We start from the raw sequence: 19,895 nt of genomic DNA, 5'->3' as shown, positions 1-19,895 counted from the left end.
GTATCAGGCTGATATTGGTTATTGTGGGAAACGGGGCAGGTGAGGACTGTCCTGTTCGGGAAAGGGCTTAGAACTGCCTATCAGAACTGTTCGATGCGGATCATCCGCGGCGGCTCCAGCACATTGTCGCTGGCCGCGATGGTGGCAAGCGCGCGCTGCATGGCCGCCTCGTCGGTGTCATGGGTGGTGAGAACCACCGGAACGCCTTCGTCCGGCGAACGGCCGCGCTGCAGGAACTGCTCCATGGAGACGTTCTGGTCGCGCATCGCCGCTGCGATATCCGCTATCACACCGGGGCGGTCCACGACCATCAGGCGGACGTAGTACGACCCGCGGCGCGATTCCATCGGCGACGGGGTTGCCGCGCCCAGCCGATCGGCCGGAACGCCGAAGGTCGGCGTAGACCGCCCGCGGGCGATGTCGATCAGGTCGGCGACCACCGCCGACGCCGTCGGGCCGGCACCGGCGCCACGGCCGACGAACAGCACGCGGTCGGCGAAATCGGCCTGCGCCACCACGGCGTTGAACACGCCGTCCACCGACGCGATGGGCGCGTTCTTCGGCACCATGCAGGGATGGACGCGCTGCTCGACGCCCTTGTCGGTGCGCCGGGCGATGCCCAGCAGCTTGATGCGGAAGCCCAACTGGTCGGCATAGTCGAAATCGACCGCCGAGACCTGCCGGATGCCCTCGATATAGACCGACGAGAAATCGACCGGCGTGCCGAAGGCGACCGAGGCCAGGATCGCCAGCTTGTGCGCGGCATCGACACCGTCGATGTCGAAGCTGGGATCGGCCTCGGCATAGCCAAGCGCCTGGGCATCGGCCAGCACATCGGCGAAGTCGCGGCCGGTGGTCCGCATCTCCGTCAGGATGTAGTTGCAGGTGCCGTTCAGGATGCCGTGGATTTCCGACACGCAATTGGCGGCCAGCCCCTCGCGCAGCCCCTTGATGATCGGGATGCCGCCGGCCACCGCCGCCTCGAAGGCGACGGTCAGGCCGCGGGACTCGGCCTTCTGGGCGATCTCGGTGCCGTGGATGGCCAGCAGCGCCTTGTTGGCGGTGACCACATGCTTGCCGGTCTCCAGCGCCGTGGCGACGGTGTCGCGCGCCGGGCCTTCCGACCCGCCGATCAGCTCCACCACCAGATCGGCGCCGGATTGGGCGGCCATCGCAACCGGATCATCGAACCACTGCACGCGCGACAGGTCGACGCCGCGGTCCTTGCCCTTGGAGCGCGCGCTGACCGCGACCACCTCGATCCGGCGGCCGCAGCGCTGTTCGATCAGCGAGGCTTGGGTGTCCAGCAGCTTCAGGACACCGGCGCCGACCGTACCAAGGCCGGCGACGGCGATTTTCAGGGGGGCTTGCTGGGCGTTCGGCATCAGGCTTTCGCTTTCTCGGATTCCAGAAGGGCGGCGCGGGCCACCGGGTCCTTGCTCGCCGCAACGCCGCCGGCGTTGGAACGGAAGAACTCCTTGATGTTGCGGGTCGCCTGACGGATGCGGTGGACATTCTCCACCATCGCCAGACGGACATGGCCGTCGCCGTATTCACCGAAGCCGATGCCGGGCGCCACCGCAACCTCCGCCTGCTGCAGCAGCAGCTTGGAGAATTCCAGCGAGCCGAGATGGGCGAACTGCGGCGGGATCGGTGCCCAGGCGAACATCGACGCCTTCGGGCTCGGGACTTCCCAGCCGGCGGCGGCCAGACCCTCGATCATCACATCGCGGCGCTGATTGTACATGTCGCGCACCTGCTGCACGCAGTCCTGCGGACCGTTCAGCGCGGCGGCGGCAGCGACCTGGATCGGCGTGAAGGCGCCGTAGTCGAGGTACGACTTGATGCGGGCCAGCGCGGTGATCAGCGTCTTGTTGCCGGTGGCGAAGCCGATGCGCCAGCCGGCCATCGAATAGGTCTTCGACATCGAGGTGAACTCGACCGCGATCTCGCGCGCTTCCGGGATCTCGAGGATCGAGGGCGGCGGGTCGTTGTCGAAGAAGATCTCGGCATAGGCCAGATCGGACAGGATGTAGATGCCGTGCTTGCGGCAGAACTCGACGATCGGGCGGTAGAAGTCCAGCCCGACCACTTCGGCCGTCGGGTTCGACGGATAGTTCAGCACCAGCGCCAGCGGCTTCGGCACGCTGTGGCGCACGGCGCGCTCCAGCATGATCATGAAGCTGTCGATGTCGGTCGACGCCCCGTTCTCCATGCCGACCGGCAGGTGACGCACCGAGGCGCCGGCCAGGATGAAGCCGAACGGGTGGATCGGATAGCTGGGGTTCGGCACCAGGATGATGTCGCCCGGGCTGGTGATCGCCTGGGCGAGGTTCGCCAGACCTTCCTTCGAGCCGATGGTGACGATGCACTCCGTCTCCGGATCGACATCGACGTTGAAGCGGCGCTTGTAATAGGCGGCATGGGCCTTGCGCAGGCCGGGGATGCCGCGGGAATTCGAGTAGCGGTGCGTCTTCGGATCGCGCACGGCCTCGACCAGCTTGTCGACGATGTGCTGCGGGGTCGCCTGGTCGGGATTGCCCATGCCGAGGTCGATGATGTCGGCGCCGTTGGCCCTAGCTCGCGCCTTCATCGCGTTCACTTCGGCGAAGACGTAGGGCGGCAGGCGCTTGATGCGATGGAATTCGTTGTTCGACATGGACGCTCCGGAAGACCGCTCCGGTCACGCCACGAACCCAAGAGACCTGCGGACCGGGACTGACGTTCTACCGCCCCGACGCGACGGAAGCGAGGCAAATTTCGTTGCCCGGCCTTTCAACCCGGCGCTTTGGCCGCAATGAGTTTGGCGGTCCCGGTAATAGAGTGACTTAACAATCTCCCTACCGACGTCGTGGTTAAACCTAACTGTCTCTTAACTCGTTAGCTTTCATACAGTCCTGAAACTGGGTGATCGCGCCGGGCTGCGATGGTTCCGTTTGCTGGAGATGTGAGATGGTGTCGCTTCTGAAGATCGCCGATGGCCTGCTCGGGAACATGCGCTTCTCACGGAAGATGGCGCTCGCCCTGTCGGTTCCGATGGGCGGCGTGGTCGTCCTGTCGTCGTTGCTGGTGTGGGAACAGCTCGACACCAGCCGCCGGGCCGCCGATCTCGCCTCCGTCACCCGGCTTTCGGTCGGGATGACCAGCGTCGTGCACGAATTGCAGAAGGAACGCGGAGCCTCCTCCATCTTCATCAGCGGCAAGCGCGACGACGACCGCCGCCGCATGGAGACGGTTCGAAGCGCCGCCGACACCAAACTGTCCGATCTGACCCGGCAATTCGCCGAGGCCCGCATCCGTGACCCCCATGTCGCCGACGCTATGGCCGGCGCCCGCGACGCACTGTCGCAGCTGTCGCGGCTGCGGTCCGGGGTGGACGGCACGGCCCAATCCTCCATGGAGGTGGTGGCGAGCTACAGCGCCTTGATCCGCAAGCTGCTGGATGCCTCCGGGCAGGCGCGCAACCTGTCCGCCGACAGCGACCAGCTGCGCGCCGCCGACGCCATGGTCTCCCTGTCGGAGGCGAAGGAGCGGCTGGGCCAGCAGCGCGCCGTCGGCGGCGGGGCCTTCCGCAAGGACCGCTTCCCCGCCGACGCGCATGAGCGCTTCATCGAACTGTCGGGCGAGTACAAGGCGCTGATGGGCGGCCTGATGGGAAAACTGACGGCCGAGCAGGCGCGCTACCACGACCAGACCGTTGCCGGACCAGCCATTGCGGAGGTGGAACGGATGCGGCGGATCGGCGTCGCCTCCGCCTACGGCGCCGGCAACCAGGGTATCGACGCCGGAAAGTGGTTCGACACCATCACCGCCAACATCGACATGCTGCGCAGCGTCGAGATTCGCGTGGCCGACGACCTGATCGCGCTTGCCAACCGTGACGCGCAGGACGCGATGAACCGGCTGACCGGCATGGTCGTCGGCTTGACGGTCCTGCTGGCGATGATGACCGTGATCGCCGTGCTGGTCGCCCGCAACATCACCCGGCCGATCGCCCGCCTGAACGGCGATATGGCGCGGATGCAGGCCGGGGAACGCGAACTGGCCATCCATGGCGCCGAACGCGCCGATGAACTGGGCGCCATGGCCCGCAGCCTGGATCATTTCCGTCTCGGCCTCGCCGAAGCCGACCGGCTCGCCGCCGAACAGCGGCGGCACCAGGAGGACCGCCTGCGCGAGGCCGAGCGGCTGGAACGGCTGGTGGCGGAGTTCGACCGTCACATCGAGGCGGTTGCCGAACAGCTGGCGGGCGCCGCCAGCGGCCTGCGCGGCAATGCCGAACAGATGAGCAGCATCGCGTCGCAAACCGAAAACCATGTGCTGTCGGTTGCCCGCGCGTCCGAAGGCGCCTCCGAAAATGTCCAGGCCGTGGCCGCGGCGACCGAGGAGCTGACCGCCTCCATCTCGGAGATCGGCCGGCAGATGACGGGCTCGACCGAGATGGCCGAACGGGCGGTCACCGACGTCCGCCGCACCGCCGGCATCATCGCCGACCTCAGCGGCGCCGCCCAGCAGGTGGGCGATATCGTGCGGATGATCACCGACATCGCCAGCCAGACCAACCTGCTGGCCCTCAACGCCACCATCGAGGCCGCCCGCGCGGGCGAGGCCGGCAAGGGCTTCGCCGTGGTGGCGCAGGAGGTGAAGCAGCTCGCCAGCCAGACCGCCAAGGCGACGGAGGACATCACCGCCAAGGTCGCGGAAATCCAATCGGCGACTGACCACACCGTCCGGGCCATCGGCGACATCGGCACAATCGTCACCCACATCGAGGAGAACATCTCCGCCGTCGCCGCCGCCGTGGAGGAGCAGAACGCCGCCACCGCGGAGATCGGCCGCAATGTCCGTCAGGCCGCCGACGGCACCGATCAGGTCTCCCACAACGCGTCGCTGGTCGGCACGGAAGCCGGTCGCGCTGGCGCCATGGCGAAGGAGGTGCTGTGGATGGCCGATGCGCTGAAGCAGAACGCCGACGGCCTGCGCAGCGACGTGGCCGACTTCATCGGGAAGATCCGGGCGGCGTGAGGGGGGGGGGAGATGTGTCGACTTCCGGATGTCCCCTCCCCGACCCTCCCCCGCTAATGCGGGAGAGGGTGCCTTATGCGAATTAGCGGCAGTCCCCTCTCCCTCGAGGAGGGGGAGGGCTAGGGAGGGGGCAATCGTTGCAAGGTCCACTCACGAAAGCCCTCCCTCACCCCACCGCGGTCGCCTTCGCGTATTTCCGCTTCGCCACTTCCAGCGACGCCAACAGCTGCTGCCCGGTCGCCCCGCCGTCGCCGCTGACGCGGCCGGTCATCACCGCCTTGATCGCGTCGACATGGGCCTTGAACAGCAGATGTTCGTTGGCGGTCACCGTGGTCAGGCCGCTGCGGGTGGCCTCGTAGAGCGACTTGGCGATGTGGGTGATCAGGGGATAGCCGAAGATGCCGCCCTGCCCGCGCATCTCGTGGGCGGCGCGGTTGACCTGGGCCAGAAGGTCGGGCACCGACTCCGGCTCGCGCGGCAGGCGGTCGACGCGGCGGCCCATCTCCTCCACCTCCGCGCCGATCCACACGGCATAATCGCCGGCGCGGTTCAGGATTTCCTCCTCCGCGGCGGCCAGCACCTCCGGCGGCAGGGTCGGCACCGGATCGCGCGGGGCGAGGCCGACCTTGGCGCCCAGACGGTTGGGCAGGTCGAAATAGATGACGGGGAAGCGGTCGATGCCGCGGGCCTTCGACGCGCTGTGCACCACCAGGATTTCCGACGGCGCGGTCATCCGGCAGTCCATCGCGACCGGCTTGTCGGCGCGGCGGCGGTCGGGACCGAAATAGCCCTTGGCCAGCACGAACCGGCGCGGTCGGGCGATGGCGAACAGCAGCCGGCTGGCGATGGTTTGGGCGGAGAAGGGCTTGGCGATGAAGTCGGTGGCGCCGAGATCGCGCGCCTGCTCCACATACTGGCGGTCGGCAGCGCCCGACAGCATCAGCACCGGCAGGAACTTATCGGGGCTCTTGGGGCTGTAGCGGATCCAGCGCAGCAGCATCAGCCCGTTCACCTCGGGCATCACCAGATCGGACAGGATCAGGTCGACCGGCGCGGTCCCCGGCGGCAGCGCCGCGCGGCGCTCCTCCAGCCAGCGGATGGCGTCGGCGCCGCTCGCCACCCCCTCCACCCGGCCGATGCCGATGGCGCGCAGCGTGGCGGTCAGGACCGAGCGGATGAAGCCGCTGTCCTCCACCACCAGCACCGAGAGAAGATCGAGCTTCGACTGGGTCATCGCCCTCTGCTTCGCCAACCGGGCCATTTTGCCGCATTCGGATTCCATTTCTGGCACAGGCTCGTCCGATTGGCGAGCGGCAAGCGGAACGGGAGACAAACCGGCTCGCCGCGGTTACCCTCCCCCCGCCGAAAGGCCCAACAATCAATCAGGAGAGGAACCGCCCGATGCCGCAACCCGATCACGTCATGGCCCTGCCCCTGCCGGAGAAGCCGGACCTCGACGCCGACATGCAGGTCCTGTTCGACAAGTGCAATGAGAAGCTGGGTTTCGTGCCCAACGTGCTCCAGGCCTACAGCCTGCGGCCGAAGAAGCTGCGCAACTTCGCCATGCTCTACAACGAGCTGATGCTGGGCGAGAGCGGCCTCAGCAAGCTGGAGCGCGAGATGATCGCCGTGGTCGTCTCCTCGGCCAACCATTGCTATTACTGCCTCGTCGCCCATGGGCAGGCGGTGCGCAAGCTGTCCGGCGATCCGGAACTGGGCGAGATGCTGGTGGCCAACTACCGCGTCGCCCCGCTGGAGCCGCGCCAGCGCGCCATGCTCGATTTCGCCTGGAAGCTGACCGAGAACCCGATGTCGGTGGGCGAGGCGGACCGCGAGGCGCTGCGCGCCGTCGGATTCAGCGCGGAGGACATCTTCGACATTGCCGACACGGCCGCCTTCTACAACATGTCCAACCGGCTGGCGACCGCGGTGGACATGATCCCGAACCGCGAGTACCACAGCCAGGATCGCTAGGGGCAGGATCGTTGAGTACCGGCACCGTCTAAGCCACACAGGGTAGGAATCATGGTGATCGTCCGTTTCTTCGTCCGTCTGTTCGCGCTCATCGGCCTGCTTCTGGTGGCCGGCGCGGTCGCGGTGACGGTGCTGGTGGTGCGTCATGAACCCACCCTGCCCGATGCGGTGGTGCTGGACCTCGACCTGACCAAGCCGCTGGCGGAGAGCGACAGCGGCAAAATCGGCAGCCTGTTCGAACACCACACCACCCTGCGCGAGGTGCTGGACGCGCTGGACGGCGGCCGGCGCGACCCGCGGGTGAAGGGCGTGCTGGCCCGCTTCGGCGACGACAGCATCGGCTTCGCCCAGACGCAGGAGCTGCGGACCGCCATCGAGCGGTTCCGCGCGTCGGGCCGGTTCGCCGTCGCCTTCGCCGAGGAATATGGCGGGGCCGGGGCGGGCAACCGCTCCTACCTGCTGGCCAGCGCCTTCGACGAGGTCTGGCTGCAGCCGATGGGCACGCTCGGCATCACCGGCCTGTCGGCGGAGCTGCCCTTCGCCCGTGGCGCCCTCGACCAGTTGGGCGTGCAACCGAACTTCGCCCAGCGCGAGCAATACAAGAGCTTCGCCGAGACCTTCACCAAATCCGGCATGACCCCGGCCAACCGCGAGATGATGGAGGCGCTGGTCACCGATCTCGGCAACCAGCTGGTCGACGGCATCGCCAAGAGCCGGCGCCTCGCCCCCGCCTTGGTCCGGGCCGCCATCGACAAGGCGCCGCTGCTGAGCAAGGAGGCGCTGGACCAGAAGTTCGTCGACCGGCTCGGCTATGCCGACGAGGCGCGCGACGAGGCGCTGAAGCGGGCCGGCGCCGGGGCGGAGGCGATGGAGCCGGCCGATTACCTGTCGGTCGCCGGCAGCCCGAACGGCAAGGGGCCGACCATCGCCCTGATCCACGCCGTCGGCACCATCACCGGCGGCGAGAGCGGCAAGCCGGCGCTGGGCGGCACCTCCGCCGGGTCGAAGACCATCGTCGACGCCATCGAGGAGGCGGCCGACGATCCCGACGTGCGCGCCATCCTGTTCCGCATCGACAGCGGCGGCGGCGCCGTCTCGGCGTCCGAGGCGATCAGGCGGGCGCTGGTCCGGGCGCGGCAGAGCGGCAAGCCGGTGGTCGCCAGCATGGGCGACACCGCCGCGTCGGGCGGCTATTGGATCGCGCTCGCCGCCGACCGCATCGTCGCCTCTCCCGCCACCATCACCGGGTCGATCGGCGTCGTCGCCGGAAAATTCGCCATCGGCGGCCTGTCCGACAAGCTGGGCATCCAGTGGGACCGTGTGCAGGGTGGGCGCAACGCCGGCATGTGGTCGCCGCTGCGCCCCTTCGACGACAGCGAAACCGAACGGCTGAACGCCATCATCGACGACACCTACGCCAACTTCCTGCAGCGTGTGGCCGAAGCCCGGCACATGACGCCCGAACAGGCGCGCGGCGTCGCCAAGGGCCGTGTCTGGACCGGCGCCCAGGCCCGCGAACTCGGCCTCGTCGACGATCTCGGCGGGCAGGAGCAGGCGCTGACCCTGGCCCGCACCGCCGCCGGCCTATCGCCCGACGCCCCGGTGACGCTGGCGCCCTACCCGCCGCCGAAGTCGGTGACCGACCAGCTGCTGGACCTGATGTCCGGCAAGGGCGAACTCGTCGGCGCGCTGGCCGCGGTGGCGGAACTGCGCCCGCTGCTGGCCCATCTGCGCCCCTTGCTCGCCGCTACCCAGGCCGACGGCGTGCAGGCCCGCATGCCGGCGATGACGCTGGAGCGGTGACGCGCGCCTGGACCAAATCCCCTCCCCCCCTGGGGAGAGGGGGATATTTCCGCTCAAAGACATCAACGTCCGAGACGACCGATCATGACAGAGACCGCCGCCAGCCCGTCGCAAGCCGCCGCCGACCATCCCGTCTTCACCCACCAGGAAATCCTGCGGGTGTTCAGCGGGGTGGCGCTGGCGATGCTGATGGCGGCGATGGACCAGACCATCGTCGCCACCGCGCTGCCGACGATGGCCAGCCAGTTCGGCGGGCTGGAGATGCTGCCCTGGGTGGTCACCGCCTATCTGCTCACCTCCACCACCACGACGCCGATCTACGGCAAGCTGTCGGACCTCTATGGCCGCAAGCGGGTGCTGCAGACGGCGATCATGCTGTTCCTGGCCGGCTCGCTGCTGTGCGCGATGGCGCAGAGCATGACCCAGCTGATCCTGTTCCGGGGCTTGCAGGGGCTGGGCGGCGGCGGGCTGATGTCGCTGGCCTTCACCATCATCGGCGACGTGGTCGCCCCGCGCGAACGCGGACGCTACCAGGGCATGATCGGCGGCGTCTTCGCGCTGGCCAGCGTCGCCGGGCCGCTGCTGGGCGGCATCTTCACCGAGACCATCGGCTGGCACTGGATCTTCCTCATCAACCTGCCGCTGGGCGTCGCCGCGCTGGCCATGACGCGCAGCACCCTGTCGCGCCTGCCCGCCGGCCGCGCGAAGCCACGCATCGATCTGGTCGGGGCGGCTCTGCTGACCGGTGCGGTGACCACCCTGCTGATCGTGGCCACCCGCGGCGATGCCATGGGCTGGGGCAGCCCGGCGGCGCTCGGCCTGCTGGCGGCCGGCCTCGTCATGCTGGTGGTCTTCCTGTGGCACGAACGGCGGATCGAGGAGCCGATCCTGCCGCTGCACCTGTTCCGCCGCCCGGTGGTGGCGGTGGCGACTCCGGTGGTCGCCGTGTCGGCGATGGTCCTGTTCGCCGGCATCGTCTATCTGCCGCTGCACCTGCAACTGGTGCAGGGCACCAGCGCCACCGTGTCGGGCCTGCTGCTTCTGCCGCTGGTGCTGGGCATGACCTTCGGCTCGGTCGGCGGCGGCCGGCTGATCGCGAAGACCGGGCGCTACAAGGCCTTCCCGCTGGCCGGGCTGGCGTTGTCGGGCGTGATGTACGCGCTGCTCGGCACCCTGCCGGAGCTGGCGGCCGACGGGCTGTGGTCGACGTTGATCCTGGTGCCGCTGGGCATGGGGCTGGGGCTGGTCATGCCGGTGATGACGGTGGCCGTGCAGAATGCGGTGGAGCAACGCGACCTCGGCGCCGCCACCGCGTCGGTCGGCTTCTTCCGCTCGCTCGGCGGGTCGGTCGGCGTCGCGGTGTTCGGCGCCGTCTTCAACGCAGTGGTGTCCGACCGGCTGGAGGGCGCCGGCCTGTCCGGCCGCTCGGTTCTGGACCATGGCGCCGCCGCCCTGGCCACCCTGCCCCCGGCCGCCCGCAGCGGCGTGGTGGCGACGCTGGAGCATGGCTTCGCCACCCTGTTCCTGCTGGCCGCGGCGCTGGCGGTCGTCTCCTTCGCCATGACGCTGTTCCTGAAGGAACTGCCGCTGCGGTCCGCCGATCCACGCCGTTCCAAAGCCGCCCCGGCGGCGGAAGGCTGACCGGTCAGGACCGGTTGCTCTACGATTTGTCGCTGGGGAAGTGCCTGGGCTGCCCCAGCTTGTCCTCGATGTAGAGCAGGTTGACCATCACCAGCGCGACCACGGCCAGCGGCGTCGCCAGGAACATGCCGAGGATGCCGAACAGCACGCCGCCGGCGGCGATGGCGCCGATGGTGACCACCGGCGGCAGGTCGACCACCCGCTTCTGCAGCAGCGGCGTGACGAGGTTGCCCTCGACCTGCTGGATGATCAGATAGAGCCCGGCGACCCAAAGCGCGTCCTGCGGCGATTGGGCGAAGGCGATCATCAACGCCGGCACCGCGGCCAGGAAGGGCCCGATCAGCGGAATGAACTCCAGCAGCGCCGCCACCAGCCCCAGGGCCGGCGCCGACGGAATGCCCAGCAGCATCAGCCCGACGGCCGTCAGAGTGCCGACCGAGGCCATCGCCACCAGTTGTCCGATCAGCCATTTCCACAGGCTGTCGCCGACCACCTCCATCACCTCGCACGCCCGCCCCTGCCCGCGCGGCGGCACCAGCAGGACGACGCCGCGCTGATACACGCCCGGCGACGCCGCCAGATAGAGCGCCGCGAACATCACCACCACCGCATCGCCGACGATATAGATGAGGGTGGAGGCGAAGCTGCCGAGCTGGTTCATCCAGGGCCACTCCTTGCCCTGCTCCACGATGCGCTCGCGCCAGCCGTCCGGCAGCAGTCCGATGGCTTTGACCACCTGTTCGCGCAGTTGGTCGAACTGCGCCGCCATCGAGGTGCCCATCAGCCAGACGCCGCCGCCGACCAGAACCACCAGCACCAGCAGCACGATGGCCAGCGCCCAGCCGTGGGCCAACCCGGTCCACCGCCGCACATAGCCGGTCAGCCGCTGCAGCAGGATGGCGAAGAGCACGCCGGTGAAGATCAGCAGCAGCGTGCCCGACACCTTCCACAGGAAGATCCCCAGCGCCGCCACCCCGGCGACGATCAGCACCTTCCAGGTGAAGACGGCCAGTTCCCCGCGCCCAGCACGCGCCGGCGGCTCGTCCTGCGTCGCCCCGCCGCCCGGCTTGGCGGCATGGTGAGCGGTTGGCCTGCTGGGTATCGCCATCGTTCGAAACTCCCGCACTTGGCGCCGCCCTGACGGACGGCCTTCGGGGAGAACGCGCAAAGACCGCCGACGTTGCGGAAAGTCAGCAGGCTAGGTCGTCGGCGATAGTCCGAAAATGGGTATGGAAGCCGCCGGGCGCCGCCCCATATCAAATGTGACGCCAAGGAGTCATTCTCGCTGATGTCACTTGAAGAGCCCGCCTCCCGGCGGGCTTTTTTTTGGCAGCCCGATCTTACCGCCGAGCTTCCGGCGGGAATATCAGGGTGACCTTCAACCCCGGCTCATTGTCGCCCAGTTCCAGCCGGGCACCGTGCAGCGTCGCCACCGCATCCACCAGACTGAGCCCCAGCCCGTTGCCGGGCGAGGCGCGGGCGGTGTCCAGCCGGACGAAGCGCTGCAGGACCTTGTCGCGCATCTCCGCCGGAATGCCGGGTCCGCTGTCGGCGACCTCGATGCTGGCGGCGCGGCCGGGGGCCGGGCCGTCGAGCACCAGCGTGATGCGCCCGCCCTCCGGGGTGTATTTGATGGCGTTGTCCAGCAGGTTCGACACCGCCTGCGCCAGAAGCTGGCCGTTGCCGCGGACGATCGGCTTGCCGCGGATGTCCACCGACAGGCGCTGCCCGCGCTCATCCGCCACGGGCTCATAGAGGTCGGCGGCCAGTTCGACCACCTCGGCCAGATCGACCGGGACGAAGTCCTGGCGCTTGGCCCCCGATTCCGCCTCGGCGATCGACAGCAGGGCGGTGAAGGTGGCGAGCAGCCGGTCGGCCTCGACGATGGTGTCCTGCAGGACGCTGCGGTAGACCTCCGGGTCCTCCGTCTCGTGCAGCAGCGCCAGTTCGATGCGGGAGCGCAGGCGGGTCAGCGGCGTGCGCAGGTCATGGGCGACGCTGTCGGTCACCTGCCGCATGCCGGTCATCAGCCGTTCGATGCGGTCCAGCATGGCGTTGAGGTTGCCGGCCAGCCGATCCATCTCGTCGCCGCCGCCGAAGCGGGGAACGCGGTCGCTCAGGTCGCCGCTCATGATCTGGCGGGTGGTGCGGTTGATCGCCTCGATCCGCCGCATGGCGCCGCGGCTCATCAGCAGCCCGCCCCCCAGCCCGAGCAGGGCGGTGGACCCCAGGATCCAGCCCAGCGAGCGGAACATGCGGGTGCGCAGCTGGTCGATCTCGCTCATGTCGCGGCCGACCAGCAGGCGGAACTGCCCCGGCAGCGTGAAGGTCACGGCCTGCGCGGTGGAGGGGCGGTCGGTGACTCCGCCATAGTCGGCGACCTTGAAGTGGGTCCAGCCGCTGGCATTGGGCACCGCCGCCGGCCAGCCCGACAGGTTGCCGGCCAGGATCGTCCCGGCCGGCGTGGTCAGCAGATAGATGGAGTTGTTGTTGGCGACCGCGCTGCGCGTCCGCACCACGTCGATGAGGCCGGACAGTCCGTAATTGCGGTAATGGTCCTGCAGGCCGGCGACCTCCAGCGCGATGGTCTCACCGATCTCCTGTTCGAGGAATCCCGCCGTGGTGCGATAGACGACACCCAGGATCAGCCCGACCGACAGGACGAACATCGCCAGATAGAGCAGCGCCAGCCGGAACGCCGTGGCCCGCACCAACCGAAAGCCCGCGGCGACGAAGCCGTGCAGGCCGGCGGCCGCGCCGTCATGTTTCATGGAGATGCACCGGGACTCACGCCTCCGCCGCGCGCAGGCTGTAGCCGGCGCCGCGCACGGTGTGGATCAGGGGGGTGGGAAAGTCCTTGTCGATCTTCTGGCGCAGGCGCGCGATGTGCACGTCGATCACGTTGGTCTGCGGATCGAAGTGATAGTCCCAGACATTCTCCAGCATCATGGTGCGGGTCACCACGCTGCCGGCGTTGCGCATCAGGTATTCCAGCAGCGAGAACTCGCGCGGCAGCAGGTCGATCGCCTTGCCGGCCCGCTTGACGCTGCGCGACAGCAGGTCGAGTTCCAGGTCGCCGACGCTGAGCCGGGTCTGCGGCTGGCCGGCACCGCGCCGGCGCACCAGCACCTCGATCCGGGCCAGCAGTTCGGAGAAGGCGAAGGGCTTGGTCAAATAGTCGTCGCCGCCGGCCTTCAGCCCCTTCACCCGGTCGTCGACGCTGCCCAGCGCCGACAGGAACAGCACCGGCGTGTCGTTGCCGGCCGCCCGCAGCACCTGGACCAGCGACAGCCCGTCGCGGCCGGGCAGCATGCGGTCGACGATCATCACGTCGTAATGCTCGGCCCCGGCCAGGAACAGGCCTTCCTTCCCGTCGTTGGCGACGTCCACCACATGGCCCGCCTCCTTCAGCCCCTTGGCAAGGTAGCTGGCGGCCTGACGATCATCTTCGATGACGAGAATCTTCATGAGCACGAGTGTAGCCTCCCAAAACAGCCCGGCCAAGCATGACTAGAATCTCCCTCTCCCGGGGGGAGAAGGAGATTCTTACAGCCTCACGATTCGGCCGGACCTTGCCTCACGCCTTCAGCTTCAGCGCGACGAAGGACTCGTTGCCCTGGCGGTTGATCAGCATCAGCAGCGCCTTCTGCCCCGCCTTCTCAGCCTCCGCCACCTGATGGCGGACGTCGGCCGGGCTCTTCACCTCGGTGTCGCCGATCCGTTCGATCACGTCGCCGGGGCGGATCGGCACATCGACGCTAGAGGACAGGCCGGTCACCACCACGCCATGGACGTTATCGTCGATGCCCAGCCGCTTGCGCGCCGCCCGGTCGAGCGGGGCGAGCTTCAGCCCCTTCACCGGCGCGACCTCCTCCTGCCCGGCAGGGCCGTTGCCGGTGTCGGCCGAGGCGACCTGCGTCTGGTCGGACAGGCGGTCGATGCGCACCGGAACCGTCTTCTCCCGGCCCTCGCGCAGGATCTTCATCTCGACCGTATCGCCGGCCTTGGTCTCCGCCACGTTGCGGGTCAGGTCGCGCAGGGTGTTGACCGGCTTGCCGGCATAGGACAGCACGACGTCGCCCTGGAGCAGGCCGGCGCGCTGTGCCGGGCTGTCGGCGGTGACGTCGGCCACCAGGGCGCCCTTGGCGCTGGGCAACCCCACACTATCGGCAATGTCCGGCGTCACCTCCTGGATCTTCACGCCGAGCCAGCCGCGCTCGACCTTGCCGCTCTCCTTCAACTGGGCCACCACCTCCTTGGCGAGGTTGGAGGGAATGGCGAAGCCGATGCCGACCGAGCCGCCGTTGGGCGAGTAGATGGCGGTGTTGATGCCGATCACATGGCCGCTGAGGTCGAAGGTCGGGCCGCCCGAATTGCCGCGGTTGATGGCGGCGTCGAGCTGGAAGTAATCGTCGTAGGGACCGCTGTGGATGTCGCGGCCGCGGGCCGACACGATGCCCTTGGTGACGGTGCCGCCGAGCCCGAACGGGTTGCCGACCGCCATTACCCAGTCGCCGACGCGGGTCTTGTCGCTGTTCGCCCAATCGACCGAGGGCAGCGGCTTGTCCGACTTCACCTTCAAGAGGGCGAGGTCGGTCTTGGCGTCGCGGCCGATCAGCTTGGCCGGCATGGCGGTGCCGTCCTGCAGGGTGACGGTGATCTCGCTGGCGCCGTCGATGACGTGGTTGTTGGTCACGACATAGCCGGCCGGGTCGATGATGAAGCCGGAGCCGAGCGCCCCCATCTTGCCGCGCGGCGCCTGTTCCTGGTCATCCTGGCCGCCGCCGGGACCGCCGCCAGGGCCGCCGTTTTGGCCCATCTGGTCCTGGAACTGGCGGAAGAACTCCTCGAACGGCGAGCCGGGCGGGAAGCCGGGGATCTGCGGGCCGCGCTGCGCCCGCGGTTCGGCCTTGGCCTCCTGCGTGGCGGAGATGTTGACGACGGCAGGGCTGACCTTGGCGGCGAGATCGGCGAAGGTCGAGGGGGTGTCCTGCATCATCGTGACGGCGGGCGGCGTGGCGCCGTTCTGCTGAGCCTGCGACACCGCCCAGCCGGCCAGCGCCGGAGCCGTCAGCACGGTCGAACCCAGCAGCAGGGCGGCGACGGTCCGGCGAAAACGGCCCGGACGCTGGGTCTGGTTCGGGGTCTGGCTCTGGGTGGGAGGAAGGGTGGTCATGACGGCGACACTCCAATCAGGCGATTCCGACTTCCGGGAGGCGATGGCCGGCCTTCAGACCGCCGCACCGCCTCACCGCTGTTGTCCTGAACATAGGGAACCGCCCTTCACCGCCGCCTTGCGACCGGATGAAAGATATTTCAGGCAAGGAGATGTCAGGCAGGCCGCCCCTTAGTCGCCGATCAGGTGCAGCGCGATCTCGCGCCGGTGCGGCCGGGCGCGGTGTTCGAACAGGTAAATGCCCTGCCAGGTGCCCAGCGCCGGCTCCCCTTCCATCACCGGGATCGACAGGCTGACGCCGGTCAGGGCCGAGCGGATGTGGGCGGGCATGTCGTCCGGCCCCTCGGTGGTGTGGGCGTAGAGCGACGGGTCCTCCGCCACCAGACGGCGGAAGAAGCGCAGCAGGTCGGCCTGCACGTCGGGATCGGCATTCTCCTGGATGGTCAGGGATGCCGAGGTGTGGCGGCAGAACACGGTCAGCAGCCCGGTGTCCATGCCCTGCTCCGCCACCCAATGCCGCACCTGGGCGGTCACCTCGAACAGCCCGGCGCCGCGGGTGGGGACGGTCAGCGTCGTGGCGGCTTGTCGCATGGCTTTCGATCTCCGTCTTTTTCACTGGCTTGGCTCCGCGGGCAAGCAATACCAGATGTGTTCGCCCTAACGGATTTGCCGGGATGATTTGTGCCGGCCAAACTGTTGTACCGGGTCGGCAAGGAAGGAAGAGCGCGCATGGACATCACCGGCACCCACAGCGTCCCCGGACCGCGCGACCGCGTGTTCGCGGCGCTTTGCGACCCCGGGGTGCTGATGCGCTGCATCCCCGTCCTGGAAGAGATGGAGCGGCTGTCCGCCACCGACTATGCCGCGCGGGTGCGCACCACCCTTGGGCCGATGAAGGCGCGCTTCTCCGGCCGGCTGCGGCTGGAGCCGGAGGATGGCGCCCACCGCTACCGGCTGGTCGCCCAGGGCAACGGCGGGCTGGCCGGTGCGGTGAAGGGCGAGGCGCTGGTGGTGCTGGAGGAGGCAGACGGCCGCACCCTGCTGACCTACAGCCTGTCGGTGGCGCTGGGCGGCGCGGTAGGCCGACTGGCGGTGAAGTTGGTGCAGGCCAAGACCGACCGCGTGCTCGCCGGCTTCTTCGAACGCTTCACAGCGGAGATCAGGACGGAGATTACGGGGGAGATCGACGGGCCAGCCGGCTGATGCGGCGCAATGCCGCAGTGCCGGCAGGCGAGCAGCGCCTTTCGCGGGTGCAGCATGATGGGTCAGGATAACAGGCGTCGCGGGTGCTCTTTGCCGGTGGAGATGCCGAGTGGTCCTGTCCCAGCCCACTGCCCAAACCCCTGCCCAAGCCCTTGCCCAAACTCCCGCTGCTGACGAGGTTGCCGCCGATCGCTTGATCTTCGGCCGAATCCTGGCGCTGGCCACCGCCGATCCGGTGCGGACGATGTCCCAGGCGCTGGCGTTGAGGAAAGCGGATCTGGCGGAGCTTGCCGCGCGTCACGCGCCGCAATTCGCCGACTGGGTCGCCGCCCTGCCCGACGGCGACGAAGCCGGCGAGGACGCCATCGAGGAGGCCGATCTGCGCGCCTTCCTGACCGAGCATGGCGCGCGGGGGGCCGACGAGGAGCGCTGGCTCGCTGCCATCCTGACCCGCCGGTCGCTGGAGCCGAACCATCTTTGGCAGGACATGGGCCTCCACGACCGCGGCGAACTCAACCTCCTGTTCCGGCGGCATTTTCCGGCGCTGGTGGCGATGAATGCCGGCGACATGAAATGGAAGAAGTTCTTCTATCGCCAGCTTTGCGAGCGCGAGGGGCTGATGCTGTGCAAATCCCCCAACTGCGAGGTGTGCGACGACGTGGAGGTCTGCTTCGGCGAGGAGGCCGGCGATCCGCTGTCGACCCTCTCCCGCCTCGCGCGTGGTGGATGATCGGGGGCCGTTGAGAGGTCTCAGCGCGGCTGCGCGCCCAGATCCTCGAAGGTCATGCCCTTGTCGGTGCGACGGAAGCGGCCCTTGCCGTTGACGGTCAGCGGAGGTTGGCCCGGCTGCGGCACGAAGGTGGCGGCGTAATAGCAGTCATATTGACCGCCATTGTCCTGCCCGCCCTTCAGCTTCGCGTCGACGCAGCCCTGCTTGCGGAATTCGCCGAAAGCGCGGAAGCCGGCATTGCCCTGCCGCTCCAGCGTGCGGCGGGTGTGCGCCTCCACCAGCTTGCGCATGTCGCCCTCCGACGGCTCGCCGGAGCAGGCGGCGAGCAGCAGCGTGGCGAGCAGGATGGCGTACCTCACCGTCCCCCCAACAGCCGGTCCACCCGCTCCTTCAGCGCGGAGAAGGAGGGCGGCTTGACCACGAAGCCGTTGACGCCCAGCGCCATCGCCTGCTTCACGATCTCCGATTCGGTGTGGTTGGTCAGGAACACCACCGGGGCGCGCGGGTTGGCGGCCTCCGTGCTGGCGCGCAGGCGGGCCAGGAACTGCAGGCCGGATACCGGCTTCATGTCGATGTCGCAGACGATCAGGTCGGGGTTGACGCGGATCGATTCGTACATCGCCGTCTCGCCGTCCTCGGCCTCCGCCACGTCGCGGAAACCGATCTGGCCCAGGATCTGGACGATGGTGCGGCGGACGAAGGGCTGGTCCTCCACCACCAGGATACGATGCCGGGAATAGTCGATCACCTGCATGTCCATCCGCAATCCTCCGGCCAGATCACCGCTTTCCACTGATACCGTCCGAACCGGCGGCCGGCAACCGATGCTCGGTTACCATGGAGTGGAATATGGTTTTGCTTCTGTAAAATTTTCGACAATTTGCGCCGGGCGCCGCTATCCGCCGACCTGCACCCGGCCGGGGAACAGGCGCTCCAGCACCGCGCGCAGACGATCCATGGTCAGCGGCTTGTGCAGGCAGTCGTCCATGCCGGCGTCGCGGCACTGCGCGTCGTCCTCGGCATCGGTGCCGGCGGTCAGCGCGACGATCGGCACGCGGCCGGCCTCCCCCGGCAGGGCGCGGATGGCGCGGGAGGCTTCGTGGCCGTCCATCACCGGCATCTGAACGTCCATCACGATCAGGTCGAACCGCTTGTCCGTCGCGGCGGCCAGCCCCTGCGCCCCATCCTCCGCCGTCGTCACGCCATGGCCCAGCGCCTTGAAGAAGCCGGCGGCGACCAGACGGCCGATCGGGTTGTCCTCCACCAGCAGAACCGACAGGGCGGCCGGCCGCTCCATCCGGCGGACGGGGATGCGGATGACCATCCCCTCCCCCGCCCCGCTTTCCGGACCATCGGGCAGCAGGCGCCCCCGCAGCCGCCGCAGCGCCGGCTGGATCGCCGCCAGCAGCAGCGGGCGCAGCCGCGCATCGCCCCGGCGCCGCACCGACAGCTCCGCCCCGTCGCCGACCGGGCGCAACGCCAGCGACACCGAAGCCCCCGCCTCCGCCGTCAGCAGTGACAGCAGCGCCCGCAGTGCCGCGGCATCGCCGGTGAAGCACTCCTCCGCCCCGCTTTCCACCGTCACCGCCCCGACACCGTCCGCCAGCGCGGCGAGCGTCAGGCTTTCCTCGACAGCGGCCTCCCGTCCGACCGGGCGCAGGGCCGAGCACGTGGCGCGCAGGGCGGCCCCCGCCGATTGGACAGCGATCAGCCGCTCCTGCTGGCGCGGCAACAGCGGCGATTCCAGCGCGGCCGAGGTCAGCGCCATCATCGGGTCGAGCGCCGCCACCACCGCGTCCCCCGCGGCGTCGAGCAGCGACTGCGCCTCTCCCCGCGCCCGCTCCGCCTCGGCCAGCGCCACGCGCAGCCGGTTCTCCCGCATCTGCCGCCGGCGGGCGGCCGACACCACGGCCCGCAGGCACTCGGCAGTGACCTCGCCGGCCGGCAAGCCGTCTTGCGCCCCGGCCGCGATGAAGCCCGCGACCTCATCCCGTGCATCATCCCGGCCATCACCCTGGCCCCCACCCTGGCCCCCGCCCTGAGCGTCCGGCAGCACCACCACCACCGCCGGTGCCGGGTCCAGCCGGGCCAGCGCCTCGACCGCCGCCACGGTGGGGGCATCCAGCAACACCACCGTCTCGCCCGACGCCGCACCGCCGCCGCGCAGGCGGTCCAGCGCCGCGGCCACGGTCTCCACCCGCGCTGGCGCTCCGAAGACCGGAGCGTAGCGCCGGGCAAGCGCCGCCTGCGAGGACACGAGAAGAACCGGCTCCGGGGTCTTCGCCGTTGCAGCCACCATTTCAGTGGTCCGCTGGGTCAAGGTTCCTTCGGTCATTTTTCCTC

General features: G+C 68.9%; 17 protein-coding genes. 6 read left to right on the top strand and 11 right to left on the bottom strand.

The genetic code is table 11. From position 1 onward, the window contains the following. Positions 1 to 80: 80 nt before the first annotated feature. Positions 81 to 1,385 (bottom strand): homoserine dehydrogenase, encoded by a 1,305-nt coding sequence (locus tag M5E06_RS03925; RefSeq protein WP_252137225.1) that lies wholly within the window; start codon positions 1,383 to 1,385, stop codon positions 81 to 83. Next, a complete protein-coding gene (locus tag M5E06_RS03920) occupies positions 1,385 to 2,659 on the bottom strand; it encodes an LL-diaminopimelate aminotransferase (RefSeq protein ID WP_252137224.1) in 1,275 nt (424 codons plus the stop codon). The genes M5E06_RS03925 and M5E06_RS03920 overlap by 1 nt, the downstream gene beginning before the upstream one ends. Before the next feature lie 293 nt (positions 2,660 to 2,952). Between M5E06_RS03920 and M5E06_RS03915 the strand changes: the two genes are divergently transcribed. After that, positions 2,953 to 5,025, top strand: a complete 2,073-nt coding sequence (locus tag M5E06_RS03915; RefSeq protein WP_252137223.1) for a methyl-accepting chemotaxis protein — start codon at positions 2,953 to 2,955, stop codon at positions 5,023 to 5,025. Between the two features lie 166 nt (positions 5,026 to 5,191). Here the strand turns inward: M5E06_RS03915 and M5E06_RS03910 are convergent, their stop codons facing one another. Next, complete coding sequence (locus M5E06_RS03910) at positions 5,192 to 6,259, bottom strand: response regulator (RefSeq protein WP_252137222.1); 1,068 nt, start codon at positions 6,257 to 6,259, stop codon at positions 5,192 to 5,194. Between the two features lie 167 nt (positions 6,260 to 6,426). On the opposite strand from M5E06_RS03910, the gene M5E06_RS03905 reads away from it, so the two are divergent. The 3 genes from M5E06_RS03905 to M5E06_RS03895 all read left to right on the top strand — a co-directional run bounded on the left by M5E06_RS03905 (position 6,427) and on the right by M5E06_RS03895 (position 10,443). Next, positions 6,427 to 6,999: a peroxidase-related enzyme gene (locus M5E06_RS03905; protein WP_252137221.1), complete on the top strand. Its 573-nt coding sequence runs from the start codon at positions 6,427 to 6,429 to the stop codon at positions 6,997 to 6,999. A 51-nt stretch (positions 7,000 to 7,050) separates the two neighbouring features. Then, positions 7,051 to 8,802, top strand: a complete 1,752-nt coding sequence (gene sppA, locus M5E06_RS03900; RefSeq protein ID WP_252137220.1) for a signal peptide peptidase SppA — start codon at positions 7,051 to 7,053, stop codon at positions 8,800 to 8,802. An 84-nt stretch (positions 8,803 to 8,886) separates the two neighbouring features. Further along, the gene (locus M5E06_RS03895; RefSeq protein ID WP_252137219.1) at positions 8,887 to 10,443 is read left to right on the top strand and encodes an MDR family MFS transporter; all 1,557 of its coding nucleotides are present in this window, start codon (positions 8,887 to 8,889) and stop codon (positions 10,441 to 10,443) included. 19 nt (positions 10,444 to 10,462) lie between these two features. On the opposite strand, the gene M5E06_RS03890 is transcribed toward M5E06_RS03895, so the two are convergent. From M5E06_RS03890 to M5E06_RS03870, 5 genes are all read right to left on the bottom strand, one after another. Next, on the bottom strand, positions 10,463 to 11,551 hold the full coding sequence (locus M5E06_RS03890; RefSeq protein WP_252137218.1) for an AI-2E family transporter: 1,089 nt from the start codon (positions 11,549 to 11,551) through the stop codon (positions 10,463 to 10,465). A gap of 232 nt (positions 11,552 to 11,783) precedes the next feature. After that, positions 11,784 to 13,214 (bottom strand): HAMP domain-containing sensor histidine kinase, encoded by a 1,431-nt coding sequence (locus tag M5E06_RS03885; protein WP_252137217.1) that lies wholly within the window; start codon positions 13,212 to 13,214, stop codon positions 11,784 to 11,786. Positions 13,215 to 13,230: 16 nt separating this feature from the next. Further along, a complete protein-coding gene (locus M5E06_RS03880) occupies positions 13,231 to 13,911 on the bottom strand; it encodes a winged helix-turn-helix domain-containing protein (protein WP_109151481.1) in 681 nt (226 codons plus the stop codon). Positions 13,912 to 14,020: 109 nt separating this feature from the next. Next, positions 14,021 to 15,619 (bottom strand): DegQ family serine endoprotease, encoded by a 1,599-nt coding sequence (locus M5E06_RS03875; RefSeq protein WP_252137216.1) that lies wholly within the window; start codon positions 15,617 to 15,619, stop codon positions 14,021 to 14,023. A 171-nt stretch (positions 15,620 to 15,790) separates the two neighbouring features. Further along, the gene (locus M5E06_RS03870) at positions 15,791 to 16,210 is read right to left on the bottom strand and encodes a secondary thiamine-phosphate synthase enzyme YjbQ (RefSeq protein ID WP_252137215.1); all 420 of its coding nucleotides are present in this window, start codon (positions 16,208 to 16,210) and stop codon (positions 15,791 to 15,793) included. Between the two features lie 138 nt (positions 16,211 to 16,348). On the opposite strand from M5E06_RS03870, the gene M5E06_RS03865 reads away from it, so the two are divergent. Together M5E06_RS03865 and M5E06_RS03860 are read left to right on the top strand one after the other, a co-directional pair. Continuing rightward, a complete protein-coding gene (locus M5E06_RS03865) occupies positions 16,349 to 16,822 on the top strand; it encodes an SRPBCC family protein (protein ID WP_252137214.1) in 474 nt (157 codons plus the stop codon). A gap of 193 nt (positions 16,823 to 17,015) precedes the next feature. After that, positions 17,016 to 17,552: a nitrogen fixation protein NifQ gene (locus M5E06_RS03860; RefSeq protein WP_502801959.1), complete on the top strand. Its 537-nt coding sequence runs from the start codon at positions 17,016 to 17,018 to the stop codon at positions 17,550 to 17,552. Between the two features lie 20 nt (positions 17,553 to 17,572). On the opposite strand, the gene M5E06_RS03855 is transcribed toward M5E06_RS03860, so the two are convergent. The 3 genes from M5E06_RS03855 to M5E06_RS03845 all read right to left on the bottom strand — a co-directional run bounded on the left by M5E06_RS03855 (position 17,573) and on the right by M5E06_RS03845 (position 19,887). Next, the gene (locus M5E06_RS03855) at positions 17,573 to 17,911 is read right to left on the bottom strand and encodes a hypothetical protein (RefSeq protein ID WP_252137213.1); all 339 of its coding nucleotides are present in this window, start codon (positions 17,909 to 17,911) and stop codon (positions 17,573 to 17,575) included. Beyond that, the gene (locus M5E06_RS03850; protein WP_252137212.1) at positions 17,908 to 18,312 is read right to left on the bottom strand and encodes a response regulator; all 405 of its coding nucleotides are present in this window, start codon (positions 18,310 to 18,312) and stop codon (positions 17,908 to 17,910) included. Before M5E06_RS03850 ends, M5E06_RS03855 begins: the two co-directional genes overlap by 4 nt. A gap of 135 nt (positions 18,313 to 18,447) precedes the next feature. After that, positions 18,448 to 19,887 carry a response regulator gene (locus tag M5E06_RS03845; RefSeq protein ID WP_252137211.1) on the bottom strand — a complete coding sequence of 480 codons (1,440 nt, stop codon included), beginning with the start codon at positions 19,885 to 19,887 and terminating at the stop codon, positions 18,448 to 18,450. Positions 19,888 to 19,895 lie beyond the last annotated feature (8 nt).

It is taken from the genome of Azospirillum sp. A1-3 (genome assembly GCF_023806445.1).
In the GTDB taxonomy this organism is placed as follows: Bacteria; Pseudomonadota; Alphaproteobacteria; order Azospirillales; family Azospirillaceae; genus Azospirillum.
The sequence above is the reverse complement of the archived record's forward strand: the minus strand, read 5'-3'. Positions and strand labels throughout refer to the sequence as shown.